The following is a 24,881-nucleotide window of genomic DNA, read 5'->3' as shown; positions in this document are numbered from 1 at the left end:
CGTGTGCAGTAAGTTTCGTAGGTGGCAAACAATGTCTTCGACCTCGCCGAGCTGCGGAAGCTGATCGATGAGCAGGCCGCCGTGGCCCCACGGCCACCTGAGGAGACCCCCGAGGTGGAGCAAGAGGCGCTGACCTTCCCGCCCGTCATGCTGGCCGCCGACGCCGAGCTGGCCGAGATCGTTCCCACGGTGCCGCTCGTCGCCGACGCCATCCGGCTCATGAGCTGGACCGGCACCCGCGAGGTCACCCCGGAAGGGCTGCCGGCCGAGGCCGACGCCCGCGCCGCCGCCGCCGAGCTCGGCATCGACGCCGCCCGGCTGCGCCTCGTCTGGGTGGTCGCCGTCAACACCGGGCTGCTCCAGATCTCCGGCGGCCAAGCCTCGCGCGGGCCGCTGCCGGCGCGGCTCACGACCGAGGCGACGCTGGAGTTCTGGGACGGCGTGGTCATGGACGTGCTCGACCGCGCCGACGACGGCCTGACCGGCTCGGCCGTCGTCGACGAGCACCTGGCCGAGATGCTGGCCACGGTCTACTCCGTACGTTCCGGTGTCGCGATCGCCAACCTCGCCAGAGGCATCCTGCAGTCGCACGAGGTCGCCTGCGAGCCGGGCGCCGTCGAGATGCGCAGGCTCGCCGCCTCGCTGCCCGCCGAGCTGCTCGACGCCCTGTCGCTGCTGGCCTACTGCGGCCTGGTCGAGCAGACCGCGGCCGGGCGCACCGCGCTCACCCCGCTCGGCGTCTGGGCCATCCGCAGGGACCTGCTGCGCGAGGGGCACGACGCGCCGACGACGGCCGAGGTGGAGGTGTTCGCCGACCTGTCCGCCGCCGAGCTCGTCGAGGCCCTCGTCAAGGGCTCCGCCACCCAGAGCGCCGTCGCCGGCTGGCTGGAGCGCCGTCCGCCCGCGCAGGCCGCGCACGACCTCATCGAGATCGCGGCGGAGGGCACGGCGGGGCAGCGCGGCGCCGTCGGCGCCATCCTGGAGGAGCTGGGGCCCGAGGCCGAGGCTCCCGTCCGCGAGGCGCTCGGCCTGCCGCTGATGCGCCGCTACGCCGCGTCCTGGCTGCACATCCGCGACCTGGACGCCCCCACGCTCAGCACCGACGACCACACCTGGATCGCGGTCGACTCGCTGGCCGCACTCATGCACCTGTCCGCCCCCGCCGCGGGCCGCCTGGACCCGCCCGAACCGGGCGAGGACCTCATCCGGCTCGTCACCGAGATGCCCGCCGTCGAGCACCCCGACACGATCGCGGTGCTCGACATGCTCGCCACCGCGCACGACGACAAGGCCGTCGTCAAGGCAGCCCGCAAAGCCGCGATGAAAGCCCGATCGCTGGCGCACACTAAACTGGGCTGACCCACTGACGAAACGGAGTGACCCCCTTGGCGATCCAGTCGATCCGCCTGTTCGGAGACCCGGTGCTGACCACCGCGGCGGCGCCGGTCGTCGACTTCGACAAGGAGCTCCGCAAGCTGGTCAAAGACCTCACCGACACGATGATGGACGCCCCCGGTGCCGGGCTGGCGGCCCCGCAGATCGGCGTCGGGCTGCGGGTGTTCACCTACTACGTCGACGAGCAGCTCGGCCACCTGATCAACCCCGATCTCGACCTCTCCGCCGACATCGACGAGGAGGGCGAGGAGGGCTGCCTGTCCTTCCCCGGCCTGTCGTTCCCGACGCCGCGGGCCATCCGCGCCGTCGCCAAGGGCTTCGACATGTACGGCGAGCCGGTCACGCTGGAGGGCACGGACCTGATGGCCCGCTGCTTCCAGCACGAGACCGACCACCTCGACGGCATCCTGTTCATCGACCGGATGGACCCCAAGCAGCGCAAGCTGGCGATGAAGGCCGTCCGCGAGGCGGAGTGGAGCGGCCTGTCCGTTCCCGCGGTCAAGTTCTCCCCGCACATCACCGGCGGGAGGGCACTCTGACGATGCGCCTGGTCTTTGCGGGCACGCCCGAGACGGCGCTGCCGTCACTGCGTACACTGATCGACTCGCCACGGCACGAGGTGGTCGCGGTCGTCACCCGGCCCGACGCCCAGTCGGGGCGCGGCCGCAAGGTGCACCCGTCACCGGTCGCCGAGCTGGCCGAGGAGGCGGGCATCGAGGTGCTGCGCCCGGCCAAGGCCGGCGACCCCGAGTTCCTCGACCGGCTGCGCGGGCTGGCGCCCGACTGCTGCCCCGTGGTCGCCTACGGGGCGCTGCTGCCGCAGTCCGCGCTCGACGTGCCGCGGTTCGGCTGGATCAACCTGCACTTCTCGATCCTGCCCGCCTGGCGGGGCGCCGCGCCGGTCCAGCACGCGATCCTGCACGGGGACGAGATCACCGGCGCCTCGACGTTCCAGATCGTCAAGGCGCTCGACGCCGGCGACGTCTACGGCGTGGTCACCGAGGAGATCCGGTCCGACGACACCAGCGGCACCCTGCTCGAACGGCTGTCGTTCTCGGGCGCCGAGCTGCTGTCGGCCACGCTCGACGGGGTGGCCGACGGCAAGCTGGAGGCACGTCCCCAGCCGGCCGACGGGGTCAGCATCGCACCCAAGATCAACGTGACCGATGCCCGCGTCGACTGGTCCGCGCCCGCCATGCGCGTCGACCGCCTCATCCGCGCCTGCACGCCCAACCCGGGCGCCTGGAGCGAGTTCCGCGGCCACCGGCTGAAGCTCGGCCCGATCCGGGTCGTCCCCTCGGCCGAGCCGCTCGCCCCCGGCGCCTTCGCCGTCACCAAGAACACCGTGCTGGTCGGCACCGCGACCCATCCGGTCGAGCTGGGCGAGCTCCAGCCGCAGGGGAAGCGGCTGATGAGCGCGGGGGAGTGGGCGCGCGGTGTGCGTCCTGAGAGCGACGACAGGTTCGAGTGAGAAACGACATGGGACAGGGCCCGCGCCACCGCAACGAGGCAACGCCGACCGGGCAGGGCGGTGGCCGGGGCGGTCAGGGCAGTGCTCGGGGCGGCCAGGCCGGTGGCCAGGCTGGTCGCGGCGGTCAGGGCGGAGGTCGTGGCGGTGGCCGGGGTCAGGCGCGTGGCCGGTCGCGGGGGCCGGCGCGTGATCAGGCGCGCAATGCCGCCTTCGACGTCATGCGAGCCGTCGACGAGCGCGACTCGTACGCCAACCTGCTGATGCCGCGCCTGCTGCGCGAGCGCGGCGTGAAGGGGCGCGACGCGGCGCTGGCGACCGAGCTGGCCTACGGGACGCTGCGCGGGCTCGGGACGTACGACGCGATCATCGAGATGTGCGTCGACCGGGCGCCCGATCCCGACGTGCGCGACGCCCTGCGGCTCGGCGCCCACCAACTGCTCAAGATGCGCGTCCCGCCGCACGCCGCCGTCGGCACCACGGTCGATCTCGTACGGCTGCGTATCGGGGCGGGTGCCGCCAAGTTCGTCAACGCCGTGCTGCGCAAGATCGGCTCGCGGACCATCGAAGAGTGGATCCCGATCGTGGCGCCCGACGAGGCCCGCGACCCGGCCGGGCACCTCTCCGTCGCCTACAGCCATCCGCGGTGGATCGTGAGCGCGTTCCGCGACGCTCTGGGCGGCCGGGCCGGCGAGGTGGCCGACCTGCTCGCGGCCGACAACGAGCGGCCGCTGGTGACGCTGGTGGCCAGGCCCGGCCGCAGCTCGGTCGAGGAGCTGACGGAGAGCGGCGCCGACCCCGGCCGCTACTCGCCGTACGCCGCCTATCTGCCGGAAGGCGACCCTGGCAGGATCCCGGCGGTCGCCGAGACCCGCGCAGCCGTCCAGGACGAGGCCAGTCAGCTCGTGGCGCTCGCCCTGACCCGCGTGCCGCTCGACGGCCGGGACGAGCTGTGGCTCGACATGTGCGCCGGGCCGGGCGGCAAGGCAGGCCTCCTCGACGCCATCGCCACCTACGGCGACCTCGCTGCCTCCGGCGGCCACGACTTCGCCGATGCCGGCGACCGTGATGCCGCCGGCAACATCCCCGCTTCCGGCGATCGTGCGGGTTTCAGTGGGAGCGCGGGCTCGGGCGACGATGCCGAGTCCAGCGCATATGCGGGCTCCGATGGTGGTCCGGGCTCCGGGGGGCGGGTGGCCTTCGGGTCCGCCGGTTTCGGAGGGCAGGTCGGGCTTGGTGGACGGGCGGTGGCTTATCCGGGTGGGGCGCGGTTGGTGGCCGCTGATGTTCAGTATCACCGGGCGCGGCTGGTCTGGCAGACCACTCGGGACGCCGCCGTGGTCACCGCTGACGGGACCGAGTCTGCCTGGCGGCCGGGGGCGTTCGATCGGATCATGCTCGACGCGCCCTGCACCGGGCTGGGAGCGTTGCGCCGTCGCCCCGAAGCGCGGTGGCGTCGCGATCCCGCGGGCATCGCCGAGCTGGGCCGGCTGCAGCGGCGGCTGCTCGACGCAGCGCTCGACGCCGTACGGCCCGGTGGGGTCGTCGCGTACGTCACCTGCTCGCCGCACCTCGCCGAGACCCGGGTCGTCGTCGGTGACGTCGCCGGTCGGCGCGGTGACGTGGAGCAGCTCGACGCGCGCGACTACCTGCCGGAGATCGACGGGCTGGGCGACGGTCCGCACGCCCAGTTCTGGCCGCACCGTCACGGCACCGACGCGATGTTCCTCGCCCTTCTGCGCAAGCGTCCGGTCTGAGGTACCTCAAGCGGTCGTTGCCCTCTGGCGTGAGTGTCCGTTTTGAGGTACCTCAAGCGGTCCTCGCCTTCCGGCGTGAGTGTCCGTTCTGAGGCGCCTCAACCCGAGAAAGCTGTGGCGTTCGTCAGGCTTGGGATCGGGGCGCGGGCTACTCGGGTGGGCGCCGTTCAATAGACTCGGAGCATCATGGCCGTACAGATCTCTCCCAGCATCCTCGCCGCCGACTTCGCCAGGCTCGCCGACGAAGCCGCAGCCGTTCCCAACGCCGACTGGCTGCACGTGGATGTCATGGACAACCACTTCGTGCCCAACCTGACTCTCGGGCTGCCCGTGGTCGAGTCGTTGCGCAAGGCGACCTCGACACCGCTCGACTGCCACCTCATGATCGAGGATCCCGACCGCTGGGCACCGCCGTACGCCGAGGCGGGTGCGGGCAGCGTCACGATCCACGCGGAGGCGGCGAAGTCCCCGGTGCGGACGCTGCGCGAGATCCGTTCGCTGGGCGCGAGGGCGGGTCTCGCGCTCAACCCGGCGACGGCGATCGAGCCCTACGAGGGGCTGCTGGGTGAGATCGACATGCTGCTCCTGATGACGGTCGAGCCGGGGTTCGGGGGGCAGAAGTTCCTCGACATGGTGCTGCCCAAGATCCGCCGGGCGCGCGCCCTGATCGAGCGGCACGGTGGCCAGATCTGGCTCCAGGTGGACGGCGGCGTGGACGCGGGCACCATCGAACGCTGCGTGGTGGCGGGCGCGGACGTCTTCGTGGCGGGCAGCGCCGTCTATGGCGCCTCCGACCCGGCGGCGGCGGTCGAGGCCCTCCGGTTCCAGGCCGAACGGGCTGCCGGCGGGGCGTAACGGCGCTCGGCCACCATCCGGTCAGAGGCCGTCTTCCTGGAGGCCCTCAGCCACGGTCGGCGGGTGGCGGGTTCCCCATGCTTGCCGTACAAGAGAAATGCTGGTGAAAGACGTCCGGCCCGCAGTGGGAGTACGGCGGGCCGGTACGAAAATGAGAGATTACGCCAGCGCCGGATCCAGTACCACGTCTTCGCCCTGGGTGGTCGGGGCCTCGGGGAAGTGGCAGGCGGTCAGGTGGCCCTCGTGGTTGCCGGACAGTCGCGTCAGCGGCGGCTCCTCCACCGCGCACTTCTCCTGCGCCTTCCAGCACCTCGTACGGAAGCGGCACCCCGACGGCGGGTTGAGCGGCGACGGGACGTCCCCCGCCAGCCGGATGCGCTGCCGCGCGGGCCCCTCCACGTCCGCGTCCGGCACCGCCGACAGCAGCGCGTGCGTGTACGGATGGCGCGGCCGCTCGTACAGGGAGTCCCGGTCCGCGATCTCGACGATCTTCCCCAGGTACATGACCGCGACCCGCTGCGAGAAGTGCCTGACCACCGCCAGGTCGTGCGCGATGAACAGGAACGCGATCCCCATGTCCCGCTGCAACTGCTGCAGCAGGTTGATCACCTGAGCCTGGATCGAGACGTCCAGCGCGGACACCGGCTCGTCGGCGACGATCAGCCGCGGCTCCAGGGCCAGCGCGCGGGCGACGCCGATGCGCTGCCGCTGGCCGCCGGAGAACTCGTGCGGGAAGCGGTTGTAGTGCTCAGGGTTCAGGCCGACGATCTCCAGCAGTTCCCTGGCCCGGGCCTCCCGGCCGCCGGCCGGGTTGATGCCGTTGATGTCCATCGGGCCGCGGATGATCGAGCCGACGGTGTGCCGGGGGTTCAGCGACGAGTACGGGTCCTGGAAGACCATCTGGATCTCGGGCCTGATCGGCTTGAGCTCGCGGCGGCCCGAGTGGGTGATGTCGCGGCCGTCGTAGGTGATGCTGCCGCCGGTCGGCTCCAGCAGCCGGGCCGCCAGCCGGCCGGTCGTCGACTTGCCGCAGCCCGACTCGCCGACCAGGCCGAGCGTCTCGCCCGCGTGTACGGTCAGGTCGATGCCGTCCACCGCGTGCACCACGCCGACCTGGTGCTTGAGCAGGAAGCCGCCTCTGACGGGGAAGTGCTTGACCACCCCGGACAGCTCCAGCAGCTTCTCCGTCACTTCGTCTCCTCAACTGATGGGTCGCGCAGCTCCGCCTTCTGCTTGAGCGTCAGGTAGCAGGCGTCGCCGTGGCCGTGTTCCGGCGACAGCTCGGGCCGCTCGCCGGCGCACACCTCCTTGCCCAGCAGCTTCACGTAGTCGCAGCGCGGGTGGAACGGGCAGCCGGACGGCAGGTTGATCAGGCTGGGCGGGGTGCCGCGCACCGGCGCCAGCGGCAGGTCCACCGGGCGCCGCAGGCTGGGCATGGAGCCCAGCAGCCCCCACGTGTACGGATGGCGCGGCTCACGCAGCACCTCCCGCGTCGTGCCCCGCTCCACGGCCCGTCCCGCGTACATGACCAGCACGTTGTGCGCGGTGCTGGCCACCACACCCAGGTCGTGGGTGATCAGGACGATCGCCGTGCCCGACTGCTCCTGCAGCTCGCTCAGCAGGTCGAGGATCTGCGCCTGTACGGTGACGTCGAGCGCGGTGGTCGGCTCGTCGGCGATGAGCAGGCCCGGGTCGCAGACCAGCGCCATGGCGATCATCGCGCGCTGGCGCATGCCCCCGGAGAACTGGTGCGGATAGTCGTCGACGCGGAGCTTGGGCTGCGGGATGCCGACCCGGTCCAGCATCTCGATCGCCCGGTCCCGCGCGGACGAGCGCGAGACGCCCTTGTGCTTGCGGTACACCTCGGCGATCTGCGCGCCGATCGTGTGGAACGGCGACAGCGACGTCAGCGGGTCCTGGAAGATCATCGCGATCCGGTCGCCGCGCAGCTTCTCCATCGTCGACCTGGACGCGCCGATCAGCTCCTGGCCGTCGAAGGTGATGCTGCCGGAGATCTTCGCGGTCTCCGGGTTGTGCAGGCCGAGCACGGCCAGGTTCGTCACCGACTTGCCCGAGCCCGACTCTCCCACGATGCCGAGCGTGCTCCCGCGCTCCACCTGGAACGAGAGCCGGTCCACCGCGTGGACCACGCCGTCCTCGGTGTGGAAGTCGACGGTGAGCTCGTTGACCTCAAGGAACATCAGCTCAGCCTCACGCGGGGATCGATGACGGCGTACAGGGCGTCGACGACGATGTTCATCACCACGATCGCACCCGCCGCGACCAGGACGGTGGCCATCAGGGTGGGCAGGTCGGAGTAGTCGACCGCGCGGACCGACAGGCGGCCGATCCCCTGCAGCCCGAAGGTGGTCTCGGTGATGATCGCGCCGCCGATGAGCTGGCCCAGGTCCACGCCGAAGATGGTGACGATCGGGGTCAGCGTGCCGCGCAGGGCGAAGCGCATCACCACGCTCCTGCCGGACATGCCCTTGGCCCGGGCGGTCCGGACGTAGTCCTCGCTGAGGTTCTCCACCATCGTGGAGCGGGTCATCCTGGTGTAGTTGGCGGTGAAGATGATCGCCAGCACGATCCAGGGCAGGAGCAGACCGCTGAACCAGCCGACCGGATCCTCGGTGATCGGGATGTACTTGGGCTGCGGGAAGACGTGCGCCTGGTAGACGAAGAAGTACATGGCCAGCGTGCCGACGAAGTAGATCTGCATCGAGGCGCCGACCAGCGACGAGATGCTGGCGATCTTGTCGAGCGGCTTGCCCTGGCGCAGCGCGGCGATGATGCCGGTGGCCACGCCGAACGTCAGGAAGATCACCGAGGCGCCGATCGTCAGCGCGATGGTGACGGGCAGCCGGTCGATGATGGTCTCGAAGACCGGGGCGCGGTTGACGAAGGAGTAGCCGAGGCAGGGCGCGGGGCAGTGGCCGAGGCCCGGGTAGTCCCGGCCGACGAAGATCCCCCCGAGCCACGACACGAACTGCACCACGACCGGCTGGTCCAGGCCCAGGTTGTGCTTGGCCTGCGCCAGGGTCTCCGGTGGGCAGACCTTGCCGCACGCGAGCCGCGCCGGATCGGCGGGGATCACGAAGAACAGGAAGAAGGTCACCCCCGAGATGATCACGAGGATGACCGCGGCGCCGATGATGCGACGGGTCAGGAATCGAAGCACGAGATCTCCAAAAGGGTGCTCCGGGCGCCGTGGCGGCGCCCGGAGCGGGGGTGCTACTGCTTCACGAAGATGGTGTTCGGCGAGACGATCCACTGCTGCGGATCGATCTCGGCGCCGCCCACCTTGGAGCCGTGCAGGAAGGTGCCGATCCGGTTCTCGGCCACGACCATCGGGGTGATCGTCTCCTGGATCTGCTTGTCGAGGTTCATCCACGCCGCGTTGGCCGCGTCGATGTCCGGGTTCTCCTCGATCTTCTTCATCTCGGCCTTGACCGTCGGGTCGTTGAGGTGGCTCATGTTCTGGCCGCCGTCGGAGACCGGGCCGAAGATGATCGGCATCACGGTGGAGCCGGACGGCCAGTCGGCGCCCCAGCCGCCCCAGTACAGGTCGAACTCGTTCTTCGTCTGGCTGATCGAGTCGTAGTACGTCTTACGGTCCAGCGACTTGGCCACGACCTTGATCCCGGCCTTCTCCAGGGCGTTCTTGATCACCAAGGTGACCGGCTCCTGGGTGGGCAGGTTGTTGTAGGCGTAGACGATGGTCGGGTGGGGGTTGCTCGACTCGGCCAGCAGCTGCTTGGCCTTCTCGATGTCGCCCTCGGGCTTGGCCAGCTTCCCGAACAGGTCGTACGGCTTGTAGCCGACCGTGGTGTTCTCGTTGAGGATCGTCGTCGGCAGCGCCACGGCCTGCGGGCCACCCAGCGCCTGCTGGATCTGCTTGGACGGCCAGGCGTAGTTGATCGCCTGGCGGATCTTCTGGTCCTTCACCCGGTCGAGGTTGAAGTAGTAGTAGTTGCCGTACGGCGACGGGCTGATCATGCGGCGGTCGGCCAGGCTGGCGTCGCCCAGCACCTGCTGCAGCCGCTCCGCCGGGGTGTTGGAGTAGAACGTGAACGCCGTCTGGTCGGGCCCCGAGTCGGCCACGAACCGGTCGGTCACCTGGGTGGCCTCCTGGCCGAACTCCATCTTCCACACGTCCGGGTACGCGCCGCGGATCGGGTCGGTGGCGGCGTCCCAGTTGGGGTTGCGGGCCAGCTCGAGCGACTTGTCGACGACGTGCGACTTGATGATGTACGGGCCGGAGGAGACGGGCTCCTTGTCGTACTTCTCCTTGGTGTCCTTGGCCTTGGGCACGATGTTGTAGCCGGCCATGGCGAAGGCGTAGTTGGCGTCGGCGTGCGGGGTCTTGAACTTGAAGACGATGGTCTTGTCGTCAGGGGTCTCGACGTTGTCGAGTTCCTTGCCGCCGTACGGGCCGGGGTAGTCCTTCTTGTAGTTCTCGGAGGTGAGCCATGTCTGAATGTAGTTCGGCCCGAACGTGACGAAGGGGGCGAACATCCGTTCGACGGACCACTTCACGTCGGCGGAGGTGATCGGGCTGCCGTCCTGCCACTTCACCCCGTCCTTCAGGGTGAACGTCCAGGTCTTGCCGGCGTCGGAGACCGTGCCCGCGTCCGTGGCCAGGTCGCCGACCAGCTTGTAGTCGCCCTTGGCGACCCGCTTGTAACCGGTCAGGCCGCGGTTGATGAGCAGGCCGAAGTTCGCGTCGGTGTTCACGTAGATCTGGGCCGGGTCGAAGTGGGCGAAGTCATCCCGGTCGATCATGGTGACGGTGCCGCCCTTGACCACGCCCTCCGGGGGGATGGCGGGGCCCTTGGAGTCCTCCGCGGTGCCCAGGGTGATCGTCGGGGGCTTGTACGCCTCCGCCGCCGGCGCCGACGAGGCGCCCGCGCTGGCGGGAGCGCTCGACGGGGCGCCCGCGTTTCCCGGCGCGCAGGCGCCGACCAACGCCAGCGAGGCCGACGCGAGAACCGCGAGAGCCGACCGTTTGCGGTGATTCATTTCTCTCCTCTAGCGCTTGATCTTGGGGTCGAAGGCGTCGCGGACCGAGTCACCGAGCAGGTTGAAGGCGATGACGAAGATCAGCAGTGCGACGCCCGGGAAGATGAGGTAGGTGATGTCGTTCTGGTAGACCTGCGTGGCGCGCAGGAACATCCGGCCCCAGTCGGGGACTCCCTCGCCCATCCCGACCCCCAGGAAGGACAGCGCCGCCTCGGCCGTGACCATGGCGGGCAGCAGCAGCGTCGACTGGATGAGGATCGGGGTCCAGAGGTTGGGCAGCAGCTCCTTGAACACGATCCTGGCGGGGGAGGCGCCGGTGACCTTGGCCGCCTCCACGAACTCCCGCTCGCGCATCGACAGCACCTGGCCACGCAGCAGCCTGGCCAGCCCGGCCCAGCCGAAGACGGTGAGCAGGATGGTCAGCGTGACCGCCCGCAGCCACACCGGGGTCTCCTCGTTGGACGGCACCAGGAGCTGGTCCACCACCGGCGTGAACGCGATGATGAACAGGACCTGCGGGAACGACAGCATCAGGTCGATGACCCGGCCGACGAAGTAGTCGGTCTTGCCGCCGACGTACCCGGCGACGATGCCGACCACGACACCGATGGCGGCCGTGAGGATCGTCACCACCACCGCGATCAGCAGCGAGGTCCTGATGCCGTAGACGAGCTGCATGAACACGTCACGGCCCAGGTTGGGCTCGATGCCGAACCAGAACTCCGAGCTGATCCCGCCGTTGGGCGCCATCGCGTAGCCGAAGTCGTTGAGCAGTCCTGGCCGGTCCTGGCCGTACAGGGTGTACGGGTCCTTGCCGTACACCAAGGAGATGACGGGCGCGAGGATGGCGACCAGGAAGAAGAAGATCACGATCACGGCCGAGATGACCCCGGTGCGGTCCCGCCGGAAGCGCAGCCACATGAGCTGGCCGGGCGAGCGGCCTACGGCCTCCGGTGTTCGGGTCACGGACGTCGCGTCGATCTCTGGTGCGGTGGACGTCGGTGTGGTCATCTAACAGGGCCCCCAAGCAACATGCCAGAACTGGAAGTATCAGGCCATATGGCACATTTGCAGGCCAGATCACCCCGGGGCAATGGTTTCCAGAGGCTTCACTATTTCGTTGTGCAATGTCGACCCGGTCGTGCCATATATACCGTTGACCTGCGTATATATGGGATGTCATGATCTATGTAGGTAAAGCCTGCTTAATCACGGAATCAAGGCATAAACAAGATGCTGTCGTGACATAAACTCTGGCTCACCTGGGTAACTGTCCACTTATGGTGGACCACGGACTCTTCGGGCCCCGCTCGGTGACCTGGCGGGTCATGGGCGAGCCGATCCTGCTGATAGGCGGGTTCCGCGCGCTGCTGATGCAGGGATTGCACCCCAGGGCGATGCGCGGCGTACTGCAGAACTCCTCACTGATGGATCCGAATGAGGCGTGGTCGCGTTTCGTGCGCACGACGGAATTCGTCCGCGTCCGCACGTACGGCACGCGCGAGGAGGTCGAGCGGGCCGGCCGCCGGGTCCGCAAGATCCACGCCACGCTGACCGCGTGTGATCCCGACACGGGCGAGCGGTTCCACCTCGACGACCCGGCCGCGCTGCGCTGGGTGCACGCGGGTGAGGTCGACTCCTACCTGTCGGTGGCCCGCCGGGGCGGCGTCAAGCTGACGGACGCCGAGGCGGACACGTTCGTGGCGGAATGGCGGCGGGCCGCCGAGGTCGTCGGCCTCGACCCGGCCTCCGTCCCCGGCACGGTGGGCGAGCTGCACGACTATATCGAGGGGGAGCGCCCCGGCCTGCGGTTCGTCCCCGAGGCGGCGCACCCGCTGCGCCTGTCGCTCAACGCGCCGCTCCCGCTGCTGCTCACCCCGCTCAAGCCGGTCGTGCCGGGGGTGACGCTGCTGGCGTTCGCGACGCTCCCGCGCTGGGCGAGGAGGCTGTACGGCCTGCCCGCCACACCGGTCGGCGACCTGTGGGCGACGGCCACGCTGAAGGCGCTGCACACCGGGCTGGGGCTGGTCCCGGCGCAGGTCCGCTACAGCCCGGCCGCCCGGCTGGCCCGCCGGCTCATGGCCGCCTGACCGCCCTGGGCATATTGACCAAGCGAGCGCTTGGTTGTCATAGTGGGGGGCGGTCGCATCCGGTTTTTCCGGCATGGCAGACTGGTGTGAGAAGAGAGCTAGCGTGCTCCGGGGTCGGTGAAATTCCGAACCGGCGGTGATAGTCCGCGACCCGGCCGATGCCATCGGCCGGTTGACTCGGTGAAATTCCGGGACCGACGGTTAAAGTCCGGATGGGAGGAAGCGCGCGGGTGTCCGGTGTCGAGCCGGGCGCCGCAGTGGTGCGTACGCGCACCGCCATACCCCCCGGGGCCCGCCGTGGCTTGGAGCTACTGGCGAGTAGGAGGCCCGGGGTGGAGACACCCGCTGAGGACGCCGCGCATTCGGCGCGCGCGGTCACTGAGGTGCAGGCGGTCACCGACGCCGCACACGAAGCGCATGCCGTTTCCGACACCGTCCGCGAAGCGCAGGCCGCCACCGACGTCGCACACGAAGCGCACGCCGATTCGGACGCCGTCCGCGAAGCGCAGCTCGTTCCTGACGCCGTGCACATGGCGCGGGCCGTCGAGCTGGCCGCGTGCGGGCGTGGGGCCACCAGTCCGAACCCCGTGGTCGGCTGCGTCGTGCTCGACGCGGACGGCAATGTCGCGGGGGAGGGCTTCCACGCCTACGCCGGTGGCCCGCATGCCGAGGTCGTCGCGTTGCGTGCGGCGGGCGAGCGGGCGCGTGGCGGCACCGCGTACGTGACGCTCGAGCCGTGCGACCACACCGGCCGGACCGGGCCGTGCAGCCTGACGCTGCTCGACGCGGGCATCGCCCGGGTGGTCGTGGCGGTCGCCGATCCCACCCCGAAGGCCGCCGGCGGGGGCGCGAGGCTGCGCGCGCACGGGGTCGCCGTGGAGTTCGGGGTGCTCGCCGAGGAGGCGGAGCGGGTCAACGCCGAGTGGCTCACCTACGCCCGGCTCGGCAGGCCGTACGTGACCTGGAAGTTCGCCGCCACCCTTGACGGCAGGTCGGCCGCCCCGGACGGCACCAGCCAGTGGATCACCTCCCCCGAGGCCCGAGCCGACGTCCACCGGCTGCGCGCCGAGTCCGACGCGATCATCGCCGGCATCGGCACGGTCCTCACCGACAACCCCCGCCTCACCGCCCGCCCACCCACCCCAGCCGACCCGAGTCCGACGGTCACCCCGGCCGACTCAAGCGGCCCGGCTGACCTGAGCCATGTGGGCGGCCCGGCTGACCCGATCGGCCCGGCTGACCCGATCGGCCCTGCCGGGGCGAGCAGCCCTGTCGGCCCCAGCCATCCGGCGAGCCAGGGTGGCGGCACGCGGGCCGCCGCGCGGGTGCCGTTGCGGGTCGTGGTGGACTCCGAGGGGCGGACCCCGCCCGGCGCCAGGGTGCTCGACGGTGAGGCGCCCGCGCTCATCGCGATCGCCGACGACATCGAGACCGGCCTCGCCCAGACGGGCCTTGCCCAGACGGGCCTTGCCCAGACCGATCTTGCCCAGACCAGCTCCGGCGAGGCCGGCCACAGAGCGGAGCTGATCCGGTTGCCCCGTCACGACGGCGGCCTCGATCTGCACGCGCTCCTCCGCGAGCTGGCCGCGCGCCAGGTCGTCAGCGTGTTCCTGGAAGGCGGCCCGACGCTCGCGGGCTCGTTCCTGCGCCAGGGCCTGATCGACCGCGTCATCGCCTACCTGGCCCCGGCGCTGCTGGGCGCCGGGCCCGCCGCGCTCGGCGACGCGGGCGTGGCGACCATCGCCGGCACCCACCGGCTGGTCTTCGACGACATTTCCCCCATTGGACCGGACCTGCGGCTGACCGCGCGGCCGGTGCTCGCACCACCACGCAAGGAGAGTTGATGTTCACCGGAATCATCGAGGAAAAGGGCGACATAGTGGCCGTCGAGGCGGTGGGCGACTCGGCGCGGCTGTCCGTCCGCGGCCCGATCGTCTCCTCCGACGCGCGCCACGGCGACTCGATCGCCGTCAACGGCGTCTGCCTGACGGTCGTGGACGTCCAGGGCGACGTGTTCACCGTGGACGTGATCAAGGAGTCGCTCGACCGCAGCTCGCTCGGCGCCCTGGACGCGGGCTCCGCGGTGAACCTGGAGCGCGCCGTACGGGCCGACCAGCGCCTCGGCGGCCACATCGTGCAGGGCCACGTCGACGGCACCGCCGTACTGCGGTCCAGGGAACCCGGAGCGAACTGGGACAACCTCCGCTTCTCCCTCCCCGAGTCCTTCGCCCGGTACGTGGCGGAGAAGGGTTCGATCGCCATCGACGGAATCAGCCTGACGGTCACCACGGTTGACGACGACAGCTTCGGCGTGAGTCTCATCCCCACCACGTTGAAGCTGACCACGATGGGCGAGCTCGCAGTGGGCGACACGGTGAACATCGAGGTCGACGTGATCGCGAAGTATGTGGAAAGGCTGGTGGGCAAGCAGTGAACTGGGCTGACGCCGGATTCGAGGTATTCGGCACGCACGTCCTCTGGACGGACCTGGTCGGCAACATCGCCGCGCTGAGCACCGTCCTGCTGGCGATGCGCAAGTCGATGTGGACGTGGCCGGTGCAGTTGACCGGCTCGGTGCTGTTGTTCATCGCCTCGATCAACGCGAACATCACCGGCAACGCGCTCAAGCAGGCGATGTTCGGGGCGCTGGCCGTCTATGGCTGGTGGGCGTGGCGGCGCGGCACGCAGGACGGCAAGCAACTGGCCGTGCGGCCGGCCACGGCACGGGAGCGGACCGGCTACATCACCGCGATGGTGCTGGGCACCGCGCTCGTCGGCGTGCTGTTCTTCGTCACGCACCTGTCGTGGGGGGCCGCCGTGCCGCTGCCGAAGGGCGCGTTCCTGGTGGCCGCCGACGCCTACATCTTCGTCGGCAGCGCGGTCGCCACCTGGGCGCAGGGCAGGGCGCTGGTCGACTTCTGGATCGTGTGGGTGGCCGTCGACCTGGTCGGCGTGCCGCTGGCGTTCAGCTCGGGGCTGGTCGTCTCCGGCGCCGTCTATGGCGTGTTCTTCATCCTCGTGCTGATCGGCTTCGTGAAGTGGCTGAGGGAGTACCAGAGCGTTCCCAAGGATCTGGTGGTGGCGTCATGACCGAGACCATTCTCGACCCGGTCGAACGGGCCATCGAGGACATCCGTAACGGCAAGCCCGTCCTGGTCGTCGACGACGAGAACAGGGAGAACGAGGGCGACATCATCTTCGCCGCCTCCAAGGCCACTCCCGAGCTGCTCACGTTCACGATCAGGCACACCAGCGGCGTCATCTGCGTGCCCATGGAGGGCAAGGAGCTGGACCGGCTGGGCCTGCCCCTCATGGTGTTCCAGAACCGGGAGCGGCTGCGCACGGCGTACACGATCAGCGTCGACGCCCGTGACGGCGTGAGCACCGGCATCTCCGCCGCCGACCGCGCCAGGACGATCCGCACGCTCGCCGACTCCGCGACCGAGCCCTACGAGCTGGTCCGGCCGGGCCACGTCTTCCCGCTGCGCTACCACGAGGGCGGCGTGCTGAGCCGGCGCGGTCACACCGAGGCCGCCGTCGACCTGGCCAGGCTCGCCGGGCTGTCCCCCGCGGGCGTCCTGGCCGAGATCGTCAACGACGACGGCACCATGGCCAGGCTGCCCGAGCTGCGGACCTTCGCCGACGAGCACGACCTGGCGCTCATCTCCATCGAGCAACTGGTCGACTACCGGCGCAGGACCGAGAGCATGGTCACCAGGGTCGCCGAGACGAACGTGCCCAACGCGTACGGGATGTGGCGGGCCTACGGCTACGCCAGCGCGCTCGACGGCGGCGAGCACATCGCGCTCGCCTACGGCGACCTGTCCGACGGCGAGAACATCCTGGTCCGCGCCCACTCCGAATGCCTGACCGGCGACGTGTTCGGCTCGCTGCGCTGCGACTGCGGCGTCCAGCTCGAACACGCCATGTCCGCGATCGCCGAGGAGGGCCGCGGCGTCGTCGTCTATCTGCGCGGCCACGAGGGCCGGGGCATCGGCCTGCTGGCCAAGCTCAGGGCGTACAGCCTCCAGGACAACGGCAGCGACACCGTCGACGCGAACATCGAGCTGGGACTGCCGGTCGACGCCCGAGAGTTCTCCAACGCCGCGCAGATCCTGGCCGACCTCGGCGTCAAGTCCGTGCGGCTGCTCACCAACAACCCGGCCAAGCTCAAGGGCATGGACGGCTACGGCATCAAGGTGCTCGGCCGCGAGCCCATGCCGGTCGCGATGAACCCCTACAACGAGCGCTACCTGAAGGCCAAGCGCGACCGCCTCGGCCATGACATCTCGGAGGCTTCATGAGCGGGCAGGGACGTCCCGCGGTATCCGCCGTACCGGACGCCGCGGGCCTGACGGTGGGCGTGGTCGCCGCTTCCTGGCACGCCAAGATCACCGACCAGCTCCTCGCGCGGGCGCTGCAGGCGTGCGACGACAGCGGCGCCACGGCCACCGTCGTACGGGTGCCCGGCTCGCTGGAGATCCCGGTCGTCGTCCAGGCGCTGGCCCGCCGCTGCGATGCGGTGGTGGCACTGGGCGCGGTCATCAAGGGGGAGACCGCGCATTTCGCGTACGTCTGCGACTCGGTGACCGCCGGTCTGACCCGGATCTCGCTCGACGAGGAGACCCCGGTCGGCAACGGCGTACTCACCTGCGAGACGCTCGACCAGGCACTCGACCGCTCGGGCCTGCCGGACAGCAAGGAGGACAAGGGGTATGAGTCGACCATCGCCGCGCTGGAGACCGCACTCCTCCTGCGGGACCTCCACTGACCTGCGGTAGGTTTCCGTTCGTGTCCGATCCGCTGCCTCCCCCGCCGTTGCCCATCACCTGGCGTCCCCGCCGGGGGAGAATCGTCGCGTACGGCTTCGCGACGCTGGTCGTCCTGGGCTCGGTGGTGATGGCCGCCCTCATCGCCGAGCCGTTCCAGTTGCCGGACCGGATCATGCTCGTGCTGTTCGGCTGTCTCGTGGCCTTCGTCCTGCACCTGCTGGGCCGGGTGCGGGTCGAGGCCGACGAGACGGGCCTGACGATCGTCAACGCCATCCGCACGCACCGCTACAGCTGGCCGGAGGTCCTGGACGTGACCCTGCTGGTCGGCGAGCCGTGGCCGAAGCTGGACTTCTCCGACGGCCGCAGCATCGGCGCGATGGGCATCCAGGGCTCGGAGAAGGCCCGCGCCCGCCGGGCCACGGCCGAGCTGGCGGCCCTGATCCGCGAGCGCGGTGAGGCGAGGGAGGACTGAGCCTCCTGATCTACGTCCGAATGAGGTCGCGAATTCTCGCGAAGACCGAGCGGCGCGTAGCCTGAAGGCGTGCTGCGGCGGACAATCAGGGCAATGGACATCGAGTCTCCGGAGAAGCTCATCGAGCTGCTCGACCGGCACGCCTATCTGGCCGACGAGGGACTGGCCACAGCCGCGTTCCTGGCGCTCAGGATGGGACGGCCGCTCTTCCTCGAAGGTGAGGCGGGGGTAGGGAAGACCGAGCTGGCCAAGACGCTGGCCGCGCTGCTGAAGGCGCCGCTGATCCGGCTGCAGTGCTACGAGGGGCTCGACGCCGCCCAGGCGCTCTACGACTGGGACTTCGCCCGCCAGTTGCTCCACCTCAAGGCCGCCGAGGCCGCCGGGATCACCGACGTGGGCCGGCTCGAAGGCGAGATCTACGACCGCCGGTTCCTGATCGCCAGGCCGCTGCTCAAGGCCGTCGAGACGCAGCCCAGCGTGCTGCTGGTGGACGAGATCGACCGGGCCGACGACGAGTTCGAGGCGTTCCTGCTCGAAGTGCTGTCCGACTTCACGATCTCCATCCCCGAGCTGGGCACGATCAGCGCCAGGACGCCGCCGGTGGTCGTCGTCACCTCCAACCGGACCCGTGAGGTGCACGACGCGCTCAAGCGCCGCTGCCTCTACCACTGGCTGGAGCACCCGGACTTCGACAGAGAGGTGGCGATCCTGCTGCGCCGCCTGCCCGAGTGCACCGAGACGCTGGCCGTACAGGTGGCCCAGGCGGCGGCGCGGCTGCGGCGGGCCGGGCTGGTCAAGCCGCCGGGCGTCGCCGAGACGCTCGACTGGACCGAGGCGCTGCTCACGCTGGGCGCGAAGGAGCTCGACCCCGGCCGCGCCGCCGCCACGCTGGGCGCCGCGCTGAAGTACCGCGAGGACGTCGAGAACGTTCTGAACAACGGGCTGCTCAACCATGGATGAGCTGGCCGCGACCATGACGGGCTTCGCCAGGACGCTGCGCGCGGCGGGCGTCGCCGCCGACCACGAGCGGACCCGCAACCTGCTGCTGGCCCTGGACCACCTCGACGTGACCGCTCCGGCCGAGGTCTACTGGGCCGGCCGCTTCACCCTCTGCGCCACCCCCGACGACCTGCCCAGGTACGACCGCTGCTTCGCCGCCTACTTCGGCGGCAGGACCGCGAAGGTCAGCCGTACGAGCACCACGACCGTCACCCGCCACACCGCCGCGGCCGACCAGGACGAGCAGGAAGGGGAGGCGGATGCCGTGCCCGGCACCGCCAGCCGTATCGAGATCCTGCGGCACCGGGACGTGGCCAGGCTGACCGAGGCCGAGCGGGCGGAGGTGCACCGGATGCTGTCGCTGCTGCGCGGCCGGCGCGCGCAGCGGCGGTCGCGGCGGTTCGCGGCCGCGCACCGGGGAGTCCTGGACCAGCGGCGCACGATCCGGGAGGCGCTCAGGAAGGGCGACGTCGCGCGGTTGCGGCGCAAACGGCACGCCACCAGGCCGCGCCGCGTCGTGCTGCTCGTGGACGTCAGCGGCTCCATGGCGCCCTACGCCGAGACGCTGCTGCGCTTCGCGCACGCCCTGGTCAGGAGCGAGCCGCGGGCCACCCGGGTGTACTCGATCGGCACCAGGCTCACCCCGATCACCGCCGAGCTGCGCCACCGCGACCCCGGCACGGCGCTGAACGAGGTGTCCAAGGCCGTGCCCGACTGGAGCGGCGGGACCAGGCTGGGCGAGGAGCTCAGGGAGTACCTCACCCGGTCCAGCGCGCGGGGGGCGATCGCGGTGATCGCCTCGGACGGCTGGGAACGCGGCGATCCGGAGCTCCTGGGCACCCAGATGGCCCGGCTGGCTCGGCAGGCGCATCGGGTCATCTGGGTCAACCCGCACAAGGGGTACGCGGACTACCAGCCGCTGACCGGCGGCATGCGAGCCGCTCTGCCGTACCTGGACGATCTGGTGGCCGGCCACAGCCTGGCCGCCTTCGAGCAACTGAGCGAGAGGCTCGCCCATGCGTGATGTGCTGTCGGAGATCATGCCCTGGTGGCGGTCGGGGCTCAGGTTCGGGCTCGCCACGGTGGTGAGCACGTTCAGCAGCGCGCCCCGGCCGCCCGGCGCGGCCATGGCGGTACGTGGCGACGAGGTGGTCGGCAGCGTGTCCGGCGGGTGCGTCGAGGGCGCGGTGTTCGAGCTGGCCGCCGAGATCGACACGCCCGTCCTGCAGAGGTACGGCGTGAGCGACGACGACGCGTTCGCCGTCGGGCTGACCTGCGGCGGCATCATCGACGTCCTCGTCGAGCCCATCTCGATCGAGACGTTCCCCGAACTGGGGGAGATCTCGGCCTCTGTGAACGCGCACGAGCCCGTGGCGGTCGCCACGATCGTCTCCGGCCCCGGCCGGATGGGCGCCCGCCGCGTCATCTGGCCGGACCGCTCCTCGGGCACGCTCGGCGTGGACCGCCTCGACGAGGCCGTCGACGACGACGCCCGCGGCATGCTGGCCCAGGGCACGACCGGCATCAGGCACTACGGCGGGCAGGGCGAGCGGCGGCTGGACGACCTCGCGGTGTTCGTGCACTCGTTCGCGCCGCCGCCGCGCATGCTGGTGTTCGGCGCGATCGACTTCGCCGCGGCGGTGGCGCGGGTGGGCAAGTTCCTGGGCTATCACGTGACCGTCTGCGACGCGCGGCCCGTCTTCGCCACCCCCAAGCGCTTCCCCGAGGCCGACGAGGTGGTGGTCAAGTGGCCCCACGACTACCTGGCCTCGGTACAGGTGGACGAGCGCACGGTCATCTGCGTGCTCACCCACGACCCCAAGTTCGACGTGCCGCTGCTGGAGGTGGCGCTGCGCACCGGCGCGGGCTACGTCGGCGCCATGGGCTCCCGCCGCACCCACGAGGACCGGCTGGACCGGCTGCGCGAGGCGGGCCTGACCGAGGACGAGCTGGCCCGGCTGAGGTCGCCCATCGGCCTCGACCTGGGCGCCCGGACCCCGGAGGAGACGGCGGTGTCGATCGCCGCCGAGCTGATCCAGCTCCGCTGGGGCGGTTCGGGACGGCCGCTGACCCACACCGAGGGGCGCATCCACCAGGAGACGCCATGAGAGGCTCCCGGGTGGCCGGGCTGCTGCTCGCCGCCGGGCAGGGCGCCCGGCTGGGCACGCCCAAGGCGCTGGTCGAGTATGAGGGCGAACGGCTGGTCGACCGGGGCGTGCGGCTGCTGGAGGAGGGCGGCTGCCATCCCGTGGTTGTCGTGCTCGGCGCGGCTACCGTACAGGTGCGCAGGGCGGTGACGGTACGCAATCCGGACTGGCCGACGGGCATGGGCTCGTCCCTGAGAGTGGGGCTGGCCGCGCTGCCCGAGGAGGCGGAGTCGGTGGTCATCGCGCTGGTGGACCAGCCGTTCATCAGGCCCGAGGCGGTCCGTGCCCTGATCGCCGGCCAGGCCGAGGTGGCCGTGGCGACCTACGGCGGCAAGCGCAGGAACCCCGTGCTGATCGCCCGACGCCACTTCGGTGAGGTCGCGGCGCTGGCCGTGGGTGACGTGGGCGCGCGGCCGTTCCTGAAGGCGCATCCCGAGCTGGTCACCGAGGTGCTGTGCGACGGCCTGGGCGACCCGGCGGACATCGACACGCCCGGGGACCTGTCACTCTTGGAGACGTAGACGCTCGGAGGCGTGCGCTCGGAGACGTGGGCTCGGAGATGTGCGCTCAGAGACGGAGCGAGGCCACCGCGGCTCGGTGGTCGCTGCCCGTCGCCGGGGCCACCCCGGCCTTGGTCGCCGTCATCCCTTTGAACAGGATGTGGTCCGGCCTGGTGATCGGGAACTCCGACGGCCAGGTGAACCCGAAACCGTCGCCCGCCGTGACCTGCGCGTCGATCAGCGGTGGGGTGAGCCCCTGCATACCCCGGTCGGTGGTGGCGGTGTTGAGGTCGCCCAGCAGCAGGATCCGCTGGCTCGGGTCGGCGTCGATGAGCTTGCGGGCGGAGGCCAGAGATTCGTCGCGCGAGGCGGTCTGGCCGGGGCGGGCGGAGGCCAGGTGCATGACGTACACGGTGACCTTGCCCTTGGGCGTGGCCACCACGGCCCGCAGCGCGCGCGGCCAGCCCATGCCGACGTCGAGCGGCTTGGTCTCGGTGATCGGGTAGCGGCTCCACAGGCCGACCGTGCTCACTGGATAGTGGTACTTGAACATCTTGTTGAGCTGCTTGGCGGCCGGGCCGCCGCTGGTGAGCTCCTGCGCCGCCAGCAGGTCGAGGTCTTCGGCGATGCGGCGTACGGCCTCGCCCGAGGCGTCGTTGGTGACGCCCACGTTCACCGTGCCGACCGCCAGATCGCTCTGGCCGCCGGGCGGGGTGCGCATCAGCGTGGCGCCGAACATGGCCGCCCACACCACCCCCGGCACGAGCGCCGCCACCGTGGCCACCGTGGACCGGGACACAAGGCCACCCACGATGAGCAGCGGCACGATGATCCCGAACCAGGGCAGCAGGCTCTCCATCACAGGAGTGAACCCACCTAGCGCCGGGATCAGCTGGTGCCCCGCCAGGCTCACGGCGAGCACGGCTGACACGACGATGACGAGGCGCTTCAGCATTCGACCCAGGCTAGCCGCTCGCTGCCGGGGACGCGGCGCGCTAACCTGTTGCCGTCGCAACGGAACAACATTCGGTTCATCTTTCGGTTCATCGGGAGCCCGGCATGCGCATCGGTATGGCACTCAACTACTCCGGCGGTTTCAAGGAGTCGGTCGCCGAGCTGGCCGACTACGAGAAGGCGGGCCTCGACATCGTCTTCGTCGCCGAGGCCTACAGCTTCGACGCCGTGAGCCAGATGGGCTACATCGCCGCCAGGACCGAGCGCCTGGAGATCGCCTCCGGCATCCTGCCGATCTACTCGCGCACCCCGACGCTGCTGGCGATGACCGCCGCGGGCATGGACTACGTCTCCGACGGGCGCTTCACGCTGGGCCTCGGCGCCTCGGGGCCGCAGGTGATCGAGGGCTTCCACGGCGTGCCGTACACGGCGCCGCTGGGCCGTACGAGGGAGATCATCGAGATCTGCCGCCGGGTGTGGCGGCGCGAGCGGCTGGAGTACGAGGGCAAGCACTACACGCTGCCGCTGCCGCCCGGCCAGGGGACCGGGCTCGGCAAGCCGCTGAAGCTGATCAACCATCCGGTACGCCCCCGCATCCCGATCGTGGTCGCGGCCATCGGCCCCAAGAACGTCGAACTGGCCGCGGAGCTCGCAGAGGGCTGGGAGCCGATCTTCTACGTCCCCGAGAAGGCCGCCGACGTGTGGGGCCCGTCGCTGGCCGCCGGGCGGGCCAAGCGGCAGGACGAGCTCGGCGAGCTGGACGTGATCGCGCAGGCGTCGCTGGCGATCGGCGACGACGTGGCGGGGCTGCTGGAGTTCGGCCGGCCGATGGCCGCGCTGTACATCGGCGGGATGGGCGCCAAGGGCCGCAACTTCTACAACGACCTCGCGCGGCGCTACGGCTACGAGAAGGAGGCGGAGGCGATCCAGGAGCTCTACCTCGACGGGAAGAAGACCGAGGCGGCGGCGCTGGTGCCGCACGAGCTGCTGGAGAGCATGTCGCTCATCGGCAGTGAGGGGTTCGTGCGGGACCGGGTGGCGGCGATGAAGGAGTCGGGGGTGACGACGCTCAACATCGCGCCGTTCGGGGCGACGCACGAAGATCGGGTGAAACTGATCGAGCAGATCAAGGAAATCGCCTCCTGATCCCCTTCGGGCGACCGAAGCACTCCCAGGACCCGATAGTCTTTCTCTTGCGACGCGGGGTGGAGCAGTTCGGTAGCTCGCTGGGCTCATAACCCAGAGGTCGCAGGTTCAAATCCTGCCCCCGCTACCAAGACGAAAAGGCCCTTCAGGATCATCCTGGAGGGCCTTTTCGCGCGTTCATTCACAATGGGCCTCGCTTCGCTCGGACCGCCTTCCTCGGGCGCGCCTTCGGCGCGCAACCCCCTACGGTCGGCGCTTGCGGCCGCCTGTTGACCGGAGTCGACGGCCATGATCACTCGCCCGGACCTCGACCTCCAAGGCCCGCAACCGGTGGCCCGCTCTATCGGACTCATGAGATTTTGGTTGACGTAGTTGATGTGCCGGGCCGCATGGAGACCTTCATGCCAGGGGCGGCGGCATGCGTACGATGTCGCTGTGGTGGAGTCGGGGCGAGAGCGGATACGACGCCTGAGGCGTCTGGCAACCTGCTGGTGAACCCAGAGGTCGCAGGTTCAAATTCTGCCCCGGTCACAATGCGCCTTGCTCTCCTCCGCGAGGGCGGGCGTTCTTCATGTCGTGCGTCGGATGTGTCGGTCGTCGGCGCGTCATCGAATCCGGGCGTACGGCAGTTGGCATGGCGGGTGTGAGGTGAGAAAGACTGCCCGTGACGGTAAGCGGTCTCCTGGGCGAATCGATGCGCATCGCACCGGCCGAGACGGCATGCTGGTTCGGGCGCCCAAGGGCGCCATCCCTCCATGCCGGAAGGTGCATGCGTCATGACAGGCAGCCCTCAGCGGGGCGCTTTCCTCAAAGAGCACATGAACGCCGTGCTGGCGATGGTCACCGTCGCTCTGGAAGCACGGGAGAGCGGCGACACCAGCGACCCGGTCGGCCTGCAGGTGATCAGCCGGGTCATCAACGAGGTGCCACGGGAGGTCGCCGCGATGGCGTCCCTGCATCTCATCCTCCTGCTCGTACGGCATCTCGCACGGGTCCAGGGACGGCCGGTGGAAGAGGTGTGGCAAGAGCTCGCGCTGATCTACGCCGAGGACTGGCCCGAGGACGATGCGCCCCGGGCGTGAGGCCCGGGCCCGTCACATGCCGTACGGCGAACGTCCTGGAATCTGCGCACCACCGTCCTTCGATCGCCATGGGCCGCACCGGCCCCGTGTTGTGAGACGCCTTCGCGAACCGGTGGGTTGACAGGGACGGCGACCGGGTCCCGGCACCGACTGTGCCGGAGCCGATCCCTTCAAGCCGTGTTGTGGGGCGGGTGAGGTCCGTGGGGGCCTAGTGTGGGGCAG

At 70.2% G+C, this 24,881-nt stretch carries 24 protein-coding genes, 1 tRNA gene and 1 riboswitch; of the genes, 19 read left to right on the top strand and 6 right to left on the bottom strand.

From position 1 onward, the window contains the following. Nucleotides 1-21 precede the first annotated feature (21 nt). From ACGFNP_RS09290 to rpe, 5 genes are all read left to right on the top strand, one after another. The gene (locus ACGFNP_RS09290) at nucleotides 22-1,359 is read left to right on the top strand and encodes a hypothetical protein (RefSeq protein WP_393316513.1); all 1,338 of its coding nucleotides are present in this window, start codon (nucleotides 22-24) and stop codon (nucleotides 1,357-1,359) included. Nucleotides 1,360-1,385: 26 nt separating this feature from the next. Next, nucleotides 1,386-1,934, top strand: a complete 549-nt coding sequence (gene def, locus ACGFNP_RS09285; protein WP_219538371.1) for a peptide deformylase — start codon at nucleotides 1,386-1,388, stop codon at nucleotides 1,932-1,934. Between the two features lie 2 nt (nucleotides 1,935-1,936). Further along, entirely contained in the window at nucleotides 1,937-2,866 is a 930-nt protein-coding gene (gene fmt / locus ACGFNP_RS09280) for a methionyl-tRNA formyltransferase (protein WP_393316510.1), read from the top strand. 8 nt (nucleotides 2,867-2,874) lie between these two features. After that, nucleotides 2,875-4,620 carry an RsmB/NOP family class I SAM-dependent RNA methyltransferase gene (locus tag ACGFNP_RS09275; protein ID WP_393316507.1) on the top strand — a complete coding sequence of 582 codons (1,746 nt, stop codon included), beginning with the start codon at nucleotides 2,875-2,877 and terminating at the stop codon, nucleotides 4,618-4,620. 186 nt (nucleotides 4,621-4,806) lie between these two features. Continuing rightward, nucleotides 4,807-5,475: a ribulose-phosphate 3-epimerase gene (gene rpe, locus ACGFNP_RS09270; protein ID WP_358318524.1), complete on the top strand. Its 669-nt coding sequence runs from the start codon at nucleotides 4,807-4,809 to the stop codon at nucleotides 5,473-5,475. A 159-nt stretch (nucleotides 5,476-5,634) separates the two neighbouring features. Here rpe and ACGFNP_RS09265 read toward each other — a convergent pair whose 3' ends face one another. The 5 genes from ACGFNP_RS09265 to ACGFNP_RS09245 are packed head-to-tail and all read right to left on the bottom strand — an operon-like array spanning nucleotide 5,635 to nucleotide 11,508. Continuing rightward, the gene (locus ACGFNP_RS09265; protein ID WP_393316505.1) at nucleotides 5,635-6,666 is read right to left on the bottom strand and encodes an ABC transporter ATP-binding protein; all 1,032 of its coding nucleotides are present in this window, start codon (nucleotides 6,664-6,666) and stop codon (nucleotides 5,635-5,637) included. Then, nucleotides 6,663-7,676, bottom strand: a complete 1,014-nt coding sequence (locus tag ACGFNP_RS09260) for an ABC transporter ATP-binding protein (RefSeq protein WP_393316503.1) — start codon at nucleotides 7,674-7,676, stop codon at nucleotides 6,663-6,665. Before ACGFNP_RS09260 ends, ACGFNP_RS09265 begins: the two co-directional genes overlap by 4 nt. After that, complete coding sequence (locus tag ACGFNP_RS09255; protein WP_393316500.1) at nucleotides 7,676-8,656, bottom strand: ABC transporter permease; 981 nt, start codon at nucleotides 8,654-8,656, stop codon at nucleotides 7,676-7,678. The genes ACGFNP_RS09260 and ACGFNP_RS09255 overlap by 1 nt, the downstream gene beginning before the upstream one ends. Nucleotides 8,657-8,709: 53 nt before the next feature. After that, nucleotides 8,710-10,497 carry an ABC transporter substrate-binding protein gene (locus ACGFNP_RS09250; RefSeq protein ID WP_358318528.1) on the bottom strand — a complete coding sequence of 596 codons (1,788 nt, stop codon included), beginning with the start codon at nucleotides 10,495-10,497 and terminating at the stop codon, nucleotides 8,710-8,712. Nucleotides 10,498-10,506: 9 nt separating this feature from the next. Then, nucleotides 10,507-11,508 (bottom strand): ABC transporter permease, encoded by a 1,002-nt coding sequence (locus ACGFNP_RS09245; RefSeq protein WP_393316497.1) that lies wholly within the window; start codon nucleotides 11,506-11,508, stop codon nucleotides 10,507-10,509. A gap of 269 nt (nucleotides 11,509-11,777) precedes the next feature. Between ACGFNP_RS09245 and ACGFNP_RS09240 the strand changes: the two genes are divergently transcribed. The 11 genes from ACGFNP_RS09240 to ACGFNP_RS09190 all read left to right on the top strand — a co-directional run bounded on the left by ACGFNP_RS09240 (nucleotide 11,778) and on the right by ACGFNP_RS09190 (nucleotide 21,498). Beyond that, on the top strand, nucleotides 11,778-12,587 hold the full coding sequence (locus tag ACGFNP_RS09240; RefSeq protein ID WP_358318530.1) for an oxygenase MpaB family protein: 810 nt from the start codon (nucleotides 11,778-11,780) through the stop codon (nucleotides 12,585-12,587). A 99-nt stretch (nucleotides 12,588-12,686) separates the two neighbouring features. Next, a riboswitch (FMN riboswitch) is annotated at nucleotides 12,687-12,817 on the top strand. 300 nt (nucleotides 12,818-13,117) lie between these two features. Beyond that, complete coding sequence (ribD, locus tag ACGFNP_RS09235) at nucleotides 13,118-14,431, top strand: bifunctional diaminohydroxyphosphoribosylaminopyrimidine deaminase/5-amino-6-(5-phosphoribosylamino)uracil reductase RibD (protein ID WP_393316635.1); 1,314 nt, start codon at nucleotides 13,118-13,120, stop codon at nucleotides 14,429-14,431. Further along, complete coding sequence (locus ACGFNP_RS09230) at nucleotides 14,431-15,021, top strand: riboflavin synthase (RefSeq protein ID WP_219538381.1); 591 nt, start codon at nucleotides 14,431-14,433, stop codon at nucleotides 15,019-15,021. Before ribD ends, ACGFNP_RS09230 begins: the two co-directional genes overlap by 1 nt. Then, nucleotides 15,018-15,677 (top strand): nicotinamide riboside transporter PnuC, encoded by a 660-nt coding sequence (locus tag ACGFNP_RS09225; protein WP_393316493.1) that lies wholly within the window; start codon nucleotides 15,018-15,020, stop codon nucleotides 15,675-15,677. Before ACGFNP_RS09230 ends, ACGFNP_RS09225 begins: the two co-directional genes overlap by 4 nt. Further along, nucleotides 15,674-16,891, top strand: coding sequence for a bifunctional 3,4-dihydroxy-2-butanone-4-phosphate synthase/GTP cyclohydrolase II (locus ACGFNP_RS09220; RefSeq protein ID WP_358318533.1), 1,218 nt, complete (start codon nucleotides 15,674-15,676; stop codon nucleotides 16,889-16,891). The genes ACGFNP_RS09225 and ACGFNP_RS09220 overlap by 4 nt, the downstream gene beginning before the upstream one ends. Then, nucleotides 16,888-17,358 (top strand): 6,7-dimethyl-8-ribityllumazine synthase, encoded by a 471-nt coding sequence (ribH, locus tag ACGFNP_RS09215; RefSeq protein ID WP_358318534.1) that lies wholly within the window; start codon nucleotides 16,888-16,890, stop codon nucleotides 17,356-17,358. Before ACGFNP_RS09220 ends, ribH begins: the two co-directional genes overlap by 4 nt. Nucleotides 17,359-17,378: 20 nt before the next feature. After that, entirely contained in the window at nucleotides 17,379-17,831 is a 453-nt protein-coding gene (locus ACGFNP_RS09210) for a PH domain-containing protein (protein ID WP_358318535.1), read from the top strand. 93 nt (nucleotides 17,832-17,924) lie between these two features. Next, nucleotides 17,925-18,791 carry a MoxR family ATPase gene (locus ACGFNP_RS09205; RefSeq protein ID WP_358318536.1) on the top strand — a complete coding sequence of 289 codons (867 nt, stop codon included), beginning with the start codon at nucleotides 17,925-17,927 and terminating at the stop codon, nucleotides 18,789-18,791. Continuing rightward, complete coding sequence (locus tag ACGFNP_RS09200; RefSeq protein WP_393316488.1) at nucleotides 18,784-19,854, top strand: VWA domain-containing protein; 1,071 nt, start codon at nucleotides 18,784-18,786, stop codon at nucleotides 19,852-19,854. The genes ACGFNP_RS09205 and ACGFNP_RS09200 overlap by 8 nt, the downstream gene beginning before the upstream one ends. Next, entirely contained in the window at nucleotides 19,847-20,938 is a 1,092-nt protein-coding gene (locus ACGFNP_RS09195) for an XdhC family protein (RefSeq protein ID WP_393316485.1), read from the top strand. The genes ACGFNP_RS09200 and ACGFNP_RS09195 overlap by 8 nt, the downstream gene beginning before the upstream one ends. After that, nucleotides 20,935-21,498, top strand: a complete 564-nt coding sequence (locus tag ACGFNP_RS09190; protein WP_393316482.1) for an NTP transferase domain-containing protein — start codon at nucleotides 20,935-20,937, stop codon at nucleotides 21,496-21,498. Before ACGFNP_RS09195 ends, ACGFNP_RS09190 begins: the two co-directional genes overlap by 4 nt. A gap of 46 nt (nucleotides 21,499-21,544) precedes the next feature. Here ACGFNP_RS09190 and ACGFNP_RS09185 read toward each other — a convergent pair whose 3' ends face one another. Then, nucleotides 21,545-22,432: an endonuclease/exonuclease/phosphatase family protein gene (locus tag ACGFNP_RS09185; protein WP_358318540.1), complete on the bottom strand. Its 888-nt coding sequence runs from the start codon at nucleotides 22,430-22,432 to the stop codon at nucleotides 21,545-21,547. A 104-nt stretch (nucleotides 22,433-22,536) separates the two neighbouring features. On the opposite strand from ACGFNP_RS09185, the gene ACGFNP_RS09180 reads away from it, so the two are divergent. The 3 genes from ACGFNP_RS09180 (at nucleotide 22,537) to ACGFNP_RS09170 (ending at nucleotide 24,659) form a co-directional block, all read left to right on the top strand. Beyond that, nucleotides 22,537-23,577, top strand: coding sequence for an LLM class F420-dependent oxidoreductase (locus tag ACGFNP_RS09180; RefSeq protein ID WP_358318541.1), 1,041 nt, complete (start codon nucleotides 22,537-22,539; stop codon nucleotides 23,575-23,577). Nucleotides 23,578-23,630: 53 nt separating this feature from the next. After that, a tRNA-Met gene (locus ACGFNP_RS09175) sits at nucleotides 23,631-23,707 on the top strand. Between the two features lie 646 nt (nucleotides 23,708-24,353). Next, nucleotides 24,354-24,659 (top strand): hypothetical protein, encoded by a 306-nt coding sequence (locus ACGFNP_RS09170; RefSeq protein ID WP_357639637.1) that lies wholly within the window; start codon nucleotides 24,354-24,356, stop codon nucleotides 24,657-24,659. Nucleotides 24,660-24,881 lie beyond the last annotated feature (222 nt).

Source organism: Nonomuraea sp. NPDC049269, assembly GCF_043197155.1.
Classification (GTDB): domain Bacteria; phylum Actinomycetota; class Actinomycetes; order Streptosporangiales; family Streptosporangiaceae; genus Nonomuraea.
This window is presented reverse-complemented; position numbering and strand designations above follow the sequence as displayed.

Coding starts and splice junctions, on each gene's coding strand:
- fmt (WP_393316510.1), top strand. CDS start 1,937: ATGCGCCTGGTCTTTGCGGGCACGCCCGAGACGGCGCTGCCGTCACTG.
- ACGFNP_RS09275 (WP_393316507.1), top strand. CDS start 2,875: ATGGGACAGGGCCCGCGCCACCGCAACGAGGCAACGCCGACCGGGCAG.
- rpe (WP_358318524.1), top strand. CDS start 4,807: ATGGCCGTACAGATCTCTCCCAGCATCCTCGCCGCCGACTTCGCCAGG.
- ACGFNP_RS09260 (WP_393316503.1), bottom strand. CDS start 7,676: ATGTTCCTTGAGGTCAACGAGCTCACCGTCGACTTCCACACCGAGGAC.
- ACGFNP_RS09250 (WP_358318528.1), bottom strand. CDS start 10,497: ATGAATCACCGCAAACGGTCGGCTCTCGCGGTTCTCGCGTCGGCCTCG.
- ACGFNP_RS09245 (WP_393316497.1), bottom strand. CDS start 11,508: ATGACCACACCGACGTCCACCGCACCAGAGATCGACGCGACGTCCGTG.
- ACGFNP_RS09240 (WP_358318530.1), top strand. CDS start 11,778: ATGGTGGACCACGGACTCTTCGGGCCCCGCTCGGTGACCTGGCGGGTC.
- ribD (WP_393316635.1), top strand. CDS start 13,118: ATGGCGCGGGCCGTCGAGCTGGCCGCGTGCGGGCGTGGGGCCACCAGT.
- ACGFNP_RS09230 (WP_219538381.1), top strand. CDS start 14,431: ATGTTCACCGGAATCATCGAGGAAAAGGGCGACATAGTGGCCGTCGAG.
- ACGFNP_RS09220 (WP_358318533.1), top strand. CDS start 15,674: ATGACCGAGACCATTCTCGACCCGGTCGAACGGGCCATCGAGGACATC.
- ribH (WP_358318534.1), top strand. CDS start 16,888: ATGAGCGGGCAGGGACGTCCCGCGGTATCCGCCGTACCGGACGCCGCG.
- ACGFNP_RS09205 (WP_358318536.1), top strand. CDS start 17,925: ATGGACATCGAGTCTCCGGAGAAGCTCATCGAGCTGCTCGACCGGCAC.
- ACGFNP_RS09200 (WP_393316488.1), top strand. CDS start 18,784: ATGGATGAGCTGGCCGCGACCATGACGGGCTTCGCCAGGACGCTGCGC.
- ACGFNP_RS09195 (WP_393316485.1), top strand. CDS start 19,847: ATGCGTGATGTGCTGTCGGAGATCATGCCCTGGTGGCGGTCGGGGCTC.
- ACGFNP_RS09190 (WP_393316482.1), top strand. CDS start 20,935: ATGAGAGGCTCCCGGGTGGCCGGGCTGCTGCTCGCCGCCGGGCAGGGC.
- ACGFNP_RS09185 (WP_358318540.1), bottom strand. CDS start 22,432: ATGCTGAAGCGCCTCGTCATCGTCGTGTCAGCCGTGCTCGCCGTGAGC.
- ACGFNP_RS09180 (WP_358318541.1), top strand. CDS start 22,537: ATGCGCATCGGTATGGCACTCAACTACTCCGGCGGTTTCAAGGAGTCG.
- ACGFNP_RS09170 (WP_357639637.1), top strand. CDS start 24,354: ATGACAGGCAGCCCTCAGCGGGGCGCTTTCCTCAAAGAGCACATGAAC.